4 protein-coding genes, 1 other RNA gene and 1 pseudogene are annotated in these 6,787 nt (G+C 63.8%); 3 read left to right on the forward strand and 3 right to left on the reverse strand.

Going from position 1 to position 6,787, the window contains the following annotated elements; genetic code table 11:
- Positions 1 to 129: 129 nt before the first annotated feature.
- Positions 130 to 2,010, reverse strand: coding sequence for an ABC transporter ATP-binding protein (locus WJW29_RS07675; protein WP_011259007.1), 1,881 nt, complete (start codon positions 2,008 to 2,010; stop codon positions 130 to 132).
- Positions 2,011 to 2,343: 333 nt separating this feature from the next.
- Here WJW29_RS07675 and WJW29_RS07680 point away from each other — a divergent pair, with 333 nt between their 5' ends.
- Both WJW29_RS07680 and WJW29_RS07685 read left to right on the forward strand, forming a co-directional pair.
- Complete coding sequence (locus WJW29_RS07680) at positions 2,344 to 3,861, forward strand: fumarate hydratase (RefSeq protein WP_011259006.1); 1,518 nt, start codon at positions 2,344 to 2,346, stop codon at positions 3,859 to 3,861.
- 136 nt (positions 3,862 to 3,997) lie between these two features.
- Positions 3,998 to 4,632 (forward strand): annotated as a pseudogene (locus tag WJW29_RS07685) (glutathione S-transferase family protein).
- Between the two features lie 290 nt (positions 4,633 to 4,922).
- Here WJW29_RS07685 and WJW29_RS07690 read toward each other — a convergent pair.
- Positions 4,923 to 4,998: non-coding RNA, sX9 sRNA (locus WJW29_RS07690), on the reverse strand.
- Positions 4,999 to 5,060: 62 nt separating this feature from the next.
- Positions 5,061 to 6,194, reverse strand: coding sequence for a phospholipase A (locus tag WJW29_RS07695; protein ID WP_011408549.1), 1,134 nt, complete (start codon positions 6,192 to 6,194; stop codon positions 5,061 to 5,063).
- Between the two features lie 322 nt (positions 6,195 to 6,516).
- On the opposite strand from WJW29_RS07695, the gene WJW29_RS07700 reads away from it, so the two are divergent.
- Positions 6,517 to 6,787: helix-turn-helix domain-containing protein (locus WJW29_RS07700; protein WP_143698748.1), on the forward strand; the 271-nt coding region annotated here is incomplete at its 3' end.

Consider the following 6,787-nt stretch of genomic DNA (forward strand, 5'->3'; position numbering starts at 1 on the left):
TGAAATCTCATTTGAATGCGGGGATTGGGGAGTCGCAAAAGCGGATCCTTGGGGGTCTGAACGATATGGAGCCAGCGGACCAGTTGCAGCTCAAGCTGATCCCCAATCCCAAATGCCCAATCCCGAAAATCACCGATACCCCGCAGCCTGCAGCTCGAACAGCTCCGCGTAGCGGCCGCCCTGCGCCATCAGCGCTTCGTGGGTGCCGTTGGCTTCGATGCGGCCTGCCGCCAGTACAAGGATGCGGTCGGCCATGCGCACGCTGGAAAAGCGGTGCGAGATCAGCACGGCGGTACGGTTGTCCGACAGCTCCTTGAAGCGTTGGAACACCTCGCACTCGCTGCGCGCATCCAGCGCGGCGGTGGGTTCGTCCAGAATCATCAGTTGCGCATCGCGCATGTACGCGCGCGCGATGGCGATCTTTTGCCACTGCCCACCGGACAGATCCACGCTGTTCTTGAAGCGCCGTCCCACCAGTTGGTTGTAGCCGTCGGGCAGGCTGTCGATCAGCTCGCCCGCCATCGCGCGCTCCGCGGCGGCGTGGATGCGTGGCGTGTCGTCCATCGCATCGACCTGGCCGACGCCGATGTTTTCGCCCACGCTCAGGTGATAGCGCACGAAGTCCTGGAAAATCACCCCCAGGTTGGCGCGTAGATCGTCCAGATCGTAATCGCGCAGGTCGTGACCATCGAGCAGGATGCGTCCTTCATCGGGGTCGTACAGACGCGCCAGCAGTTTGACCAGGGTGGTCTTGCCGGCGCCGTTTTCGCCCACTAGCGCCAGCACTTCGCCGGCACGCAACTCGAAATCCAGATGCCGCACCGTCCACTGGTCGGCATCCGGATAACGGAAGCCGACGTCTTGGAACACGAAGCCCTGGCGGATCGGGCGCGGCACCGGCAGCGCGTTGGGGCGCGAGCGGATTTCCGGCACGATGTTGAAAAACGAATACAGATCGTCCAGATACAGCGCCTGACCTGCGACCTGCGAAAAGCCAATCAGCAAGCCTTCCAGCAATTGCCGCAAGCGCAGGAAGCTACCGGCCAGGAAGGTCAGATCGCCGATGCTGAAATCGCCGCGCACGGTGCGCCAGGCGATATAGCCATATGCCATGTAATAGCCCAAGGTGCCCAGCGCGGCCAGCAGCGCACCCCACATTGCACGCTTGCGCGCCAGGGCGCGGTTGGCCTGGAAGAACTTGTCGGCCAGCCGACGGTAGCGTGCGATCAGGAAGCGGTGCAGGTTGAGGATCTTGACTTCTTTCGCCGTCTCCACGCTGGCGCCGACCTGGCGCAAGTAATCCAGCTGTCGCCGCTCCGGCGTCCACTGAAAATTGAGCGAATACCCCAAGGCATTGAAATGCGCCTCGCCGATGAAGGCCGGAATCAACGCGACCGCCAGCAGCACGATCAACCACGGCGCATAGACCACCAGGCCCACCGCCAGGCTGACCACGGTGAGGGCGTCCTGCACTTGCCCGAACAGCTGGCTCATCAGATTCATGCGGTTCATGGTCTGACGGCGCGCGCGATCCAGCTTGTCCTGCCGGTCGGGATCTTCGAAGTCCTCCAGATCCAGCTGCGCGGCATGTTCCATCAGGCGCACGCTGGCAGCATTGTTGAACAGTTCCGACAGCAGCGCATCGGCGTAGCCGATCAGCCGGCCGAGCAGGTCCGAACCAATCGACAGTGCGAGCTCCAGCGCCAGCAATTCCAGCAGACGATTCAGGCGGCCGCTGCCCAAGGCCTGGGCAAGCGATTCGAACGCCGGCGGTTGGCCGACCAGATGAATCACCTCGTCGATGATCACTTTGCCGATGTACAGCGACGCCACCGGCATCAGCGCGCGCAGCGCGCGCAGGCCGATGCTGCTGGCACTTAACCAGCGGCTGGTCTGCCAGATCTGGCGCAGGAACGGTGGAAGATTGCGCAGCGCATCCAGGCGCTCGCGCAGGGTGGGGCCGGTACGGGGAGCGGCAGGCGCAGTAGCGCCGGAACGGGAAGCTGACATCGCACTAGTGTGCCGCGCCCGGCGTGGGCGCGGGGTGTGGGCAACAGGTAAGAGGCAGGGGCTGGGGCAGTTGCGTGCTCGCCCAGTCGCCGAGCACCGGGCCGGCGTCGGCGCTCAGGCCCCTGTTCGGCGGGCCGGCGGCCGGAGCGCTCCGCTCATTCGCGCGCCGGCCGCCGCGGCTGCGGCCGACCAGCCGGGGACGCCGGGTTTCGAAGGTGGGATCAAGGCTCACGGCGACCAGGACGGAACAGCGGGTGCCGGCGTGACAGCGGGCGCGCCGGTCACTTTGCCCTAAAATGGCCGGGTTTCCCCCCGCCAGCCGCAGAGCCAGCCGTGACCTCGATCAAGCAGGAAGACCTCATCCAGTCCGTCGCCGACGCGCTGCAGTACATCAGCTACTACCACCCGGTCGACTACATCAAGAATTTGTCCGCCGCGTATGAGCGCGAGGAATCGCCGGCCGCCAAGGACGCCATCGCGCAGATCCTGATCAATTCGCGCATGTGCGCCGAAGGCCACCGCCCGATCTGCCAGGACACCGGCATCGTCACCGTGTTCCTGGAAATCGGCATGAACGTGCGCTGGGACGACGCCACGATGGGCGTGGAAGACATGGTCAACGAAGGCGTGCGCCGCGCCTACAACCACCCCGACAACAAGCTGCGCGCCAGCGTTCTGGCCGACCCGGCGGGAAAGCGCGCCAACACCAAGGACAACACGCCGGCGGTGGTCAACACCAAGATCGTGCCCGGCGACCATGTCGAGGTGATCGTCGCAGCCAAGGGCGGCGGCTCGGAGGCCAAGAGCAAGTTCGCCATGCTCAATCCCTCCGACTCCATCGTCGATTGGGTGCTCAAGACCGTGCCGACCATGGGCGCCGGCTGGTGCCCGCCGGGCATGCTCGGCATCGGCATCGGCGGCACCGCCGAAAAGGCGATGCTGCTGGCCAAGGAAGCCTTGATGGAGCCGATCGACATCGTCGACCTGCAGGCGCGCGGCGCGTCCAACCGTGCCGAAGAGCTGCGGCTTGAGCTGTACGAAAAGGTCAATGCACTGGGCATCGGCGCGCAAGGCCTGGGCGGCCTGACCACCGTGCTGGACATCAAGGTCAAGGATTACCCGACCCACGCGGCGAACCTGCCGGTGGCGTTGATTCCCAACTGCGCGGCGACTCGCCACGCCCACTTCACCCTGGACGGCAGCGGCCCGGTGATGCTGGATCCGCCGTCGCTGGAAGACTGGCCCACGCTCACCTACAACCCGACCAATGCGCGCCGGGTCAATCTGGATACCATCAGCAAGGAAGAAGTGGCCAGCTTCAAGCCGGGCGAGGTGATTCTGCTTAACGGCAAGCTGCTGACCGGCCGCGATGCCGCGCACAAGCGCATGATCGACATGCTCAACCGTGGCCAAACGCTGCCGGTGGATTTCACCAATCGCTTCATCTACTACGTCGGTCCGGTCGACCCGGTGCGCGATGAAGTGGTCGGCCCGGCGGGCCCGACGACCGCCACGCGCATGGACAAGTTCACCCGCCAGATGCTGGAGCAGACCGGCCTGCTGGGCATGGTCGGTAAGTCCGAGCGTGGCGATGCGGCCATCGATGCGATCCGCGACAACAAGGCCGTGTACCTGATGGCGGTCGGCGGTTCGGCCTACCTGGTGTCCAAGGCGATCAAGGCGGCCCGCGTGCTTGCGTTCGAAGATCTCGGCATGGAGGCGATCTACGAATTCGAGGTCAAGGACATGCCAGTCACCGTAGCGGTGGATTCCACTGGCGAATCGGTGCACAAGACTGGCCCACGGCTGTGGCAGTCGCGCATCGGCAAGATCCCGGTGGTGGTGGAATAAAAGCGGCTAGCGACACGTAGCGAGCAGTCCTCAGGCGGCATGGGCGTGCAGTAGCTGCAGTCGATGCGCAGCATCAGCCGGCTCTACCAGGCGGCTGCGTAGCAGGTTTGGTCGGCGCTCACACTCAGGAATCTGCATGGCGACGACGCTTTACCACACCCCCAACACCGCAGCGTTTGTGGTGCATTGGCTGCTGATCGAACTGGATGTCCCGCACGAGTTGCAACCGCTGGATTTCGAACGCGGCGAGCACACATCGTCGCAGTATCTGGTGATCAATCCCGCCGGCGTGGTACCCCGCTGGTACTGGATGGGCACGTGCTCACCGAGGCTGCGGCCACCGCGCTGCAGCTGGCCGATCTGCATCCACAGGCGACGCTGGCACCCGCGCCCGGCACACCCGAACGCGCGGCGTACTACACGTGGATGTTCTTCTGCGCCAATACCTTGCAGCCGGCATCCCGCGCCTGGTTCTATCCGAGCGAACCGGCTGGTGCCGAGCATGCCGAGGCTGCACAGGTGCAAGCCCGCCGCAAACTCGAAGCGGCCTGGACCCAGGTCGCTGCGCATCTGCAGGTCCATGGCCCCTATCTGCTGGGACACACCTTGTCGGCGGCCGATTTCATGTTGACCATGCTGATGCGCTGGTCGCGCAACATGCCACGCCCGACCGATACCTGGCCGGCGCTGCAGGCGCATGCAACGCTGATGAAGGCGCGCCCAGCGTTCCAGGAAACCTATCGCCGGGAAGGCCTGACCGACTGGACCTGAGCCGCGTCGCGGAGTGCGAAACGCTGCGCAGGACGGCAAGGAGATTTTTCGACGTTTGAAGTGATTGCAAGAAAGCTTCGGCAACGGCGAGATTGCCGGGGCAGGGCGGGCCGAAGTGTCTTGCAACATGGTTTGTAAAATCAAAAAGCCGGCATGCGTACATGCCGGCTTTTTATAGGATTAACGCATGCGAGTTTATCGATTAACTCCAGCGCATGCGTTCAACGACCACGACTGCGTGCTGGAAATCGGAAGACGTCAGCGCCTGTCGTACCCATCGGGCGTAGAGCGGCCAACAACACGTCGCGAGCAGCTTCAAGTGGGCGCGGATGGCGCGCTCAGAACCACAGTGGACGCGTGGTACATGCCGATTCCGAGCACCGGCCGCGCCCGCCTGGCGGTGAGCGCAGTCGTTTTGTTAGCTGCTCTTAGAACCACTCCAGCAACGACACGCCCAGGCCGATGTAAGTCGCCTCGTGGTTGTAGTCGATCATGCTTTCGCCGTAACCGTCGAACACTTGCATGTGGCCGCGCAACAGGCTGGTGATCGGGAAGCCGTAATCCAGCTGCACCGAGCCGTGCGAGCGTTCGCCGCCACGGAGCGAATGGCGTGCGATCACCGCGAATTCCTGACCATCCTTGTTGTACACCAGCGTCGCATCGCCGCGGCCCATGTAATCCTCGATATCGGGATTATTGTCGTCGGCGCGGTCTTCCTTAATGCGGAACCACGGGCGCAGTGTCAGGGCCCAGTTCTCGCGATCCAGGCCGAAGTTCAGGATGACCCGGTTCCAGGAGCGCGACAGCGGGTCGGCACGCCCATTGGACATGTGATTGAGGCTGATGCCGCTCATGCGGCCCTTCCAGCCGAAGATGCTGTAGTTGTTGCGAAACACCAGCATCGCCTCGGGCTCGTAATTGGTCTCGCGGAACGGGCGCGACGCATCGGCGTTGTAGGCCTGCCAGCGCGAGCTCTGGGTGTAGCCCATCCAGATATCGCCATTGTCGCCGAACAGGTCTTCGACGACCTTGGTCTTGAAGCTGAGCTGGAACTTCAGCTCGGTGTTGTCCAGTGGCTGCGGCGTGTCGACCGAGTCGGCCGGATTGGGCGACTGCGGGGTGCGGTTGGTGTCGCTGGTCCAGAACGCCGGCAACAGGTACACCGGCTTGTAGCCACGCACCTGGAAAGTGCCTAACTTGGAGTCCTTGGCCAATTCCCAGCGTCGGTCCAGCAACGAGCCGCGGCCCGCGTTTGCTACCGCTTCTTCTTTGGGTTGGTCCTGTCCGTCGGCGCGGAAGAAATCGCCGCCCCGGCTGATCGCGCGCGTATCGTCGTGCTTGGCTTCCTTCTGCTTGGCCAATTGCGCTGCGGCATCCGCCTCCGCGGTGAGCTGCGGGGTGTAGCCCAGCGCCTTGTCGTAACAGGCCAGACGCACGGCATCGGACGTGACCGAGGTGCAGGCTTGCGGCGAGGCCGGCTGCGGGGCGATTTCCTGCGCATGCGCCAATGGCGCAGCGGCCAGGGCGATCAACGTCAGAGGGCGGGTGCGGTGCTTGGACATGAGCAGTCTGGCCGAGGTAAGCGCGCCAGGCAGGCACAGGGAAACGCAGCTTAACGGTCGCGTCTGCATGCGCAGTGTGTACAAGGTGGCATAACATTCGGATTACGTCGCCCGGCGGTTGCTTGAAATGATCGTCCGGACGGTGGGTATGCGCATTGTGTGCGCCCGCCCAATACGTGCATGTGGCTGTTACGTGCATCCTGGACGAAGATCCTGTACACGGCCCCCAAACGCTGCGAAGAGCTAGTGTCGCGTTCCGCATGTAACTTTTCTTATCTGGCGTTGTGTAAAGAAGCACTCTTGGAAACCGGAGCGCTCGATCATGGGAAGGCCCGCCAAGCCGTTGGTTGTCAGCGCCGACGATCGTGTGCAACTGGAGTCGATGGCCCGATCGCAAAGTTTGCCGGCGGCCTTGTCGCGCCGCGCGCAGATGATCCTGCGCATGGCCGACGGCGAGCCGCAGACGGCAATTGCGCATCGCTACGGGGTGAGCCGGCCAACCGTCACGTTGTGGCGTACCCGCTATCGGGAGCGCGGCATTGCCGGCCTGCACAACGAACTCAAGCCCGGCCGGCCGCGCACAACCAGCGATG

It is taken from the genome of Xanthomonas sp. JL1, assembly GCF_038405005.1.

What these genes read in the sequence shown, in the direction of transcription:
- WJW29_RS07675 (WP_011259007.1), bottom strand. Translation starts at nt 2,010, where the DNA reads ATGTCAGCTTCCCGTTCCGGCGCTACTGCGCCTGCCGCTCCCCGTACC.
- WJW29_RS07695 (WP_011408549.1), bottom strand. Translation starts at nt 6,194, where the DNA reads ATGTCCAAGCACCGCACCCGCCCTCTGACGTTGATCGCCCTGGCCGCT.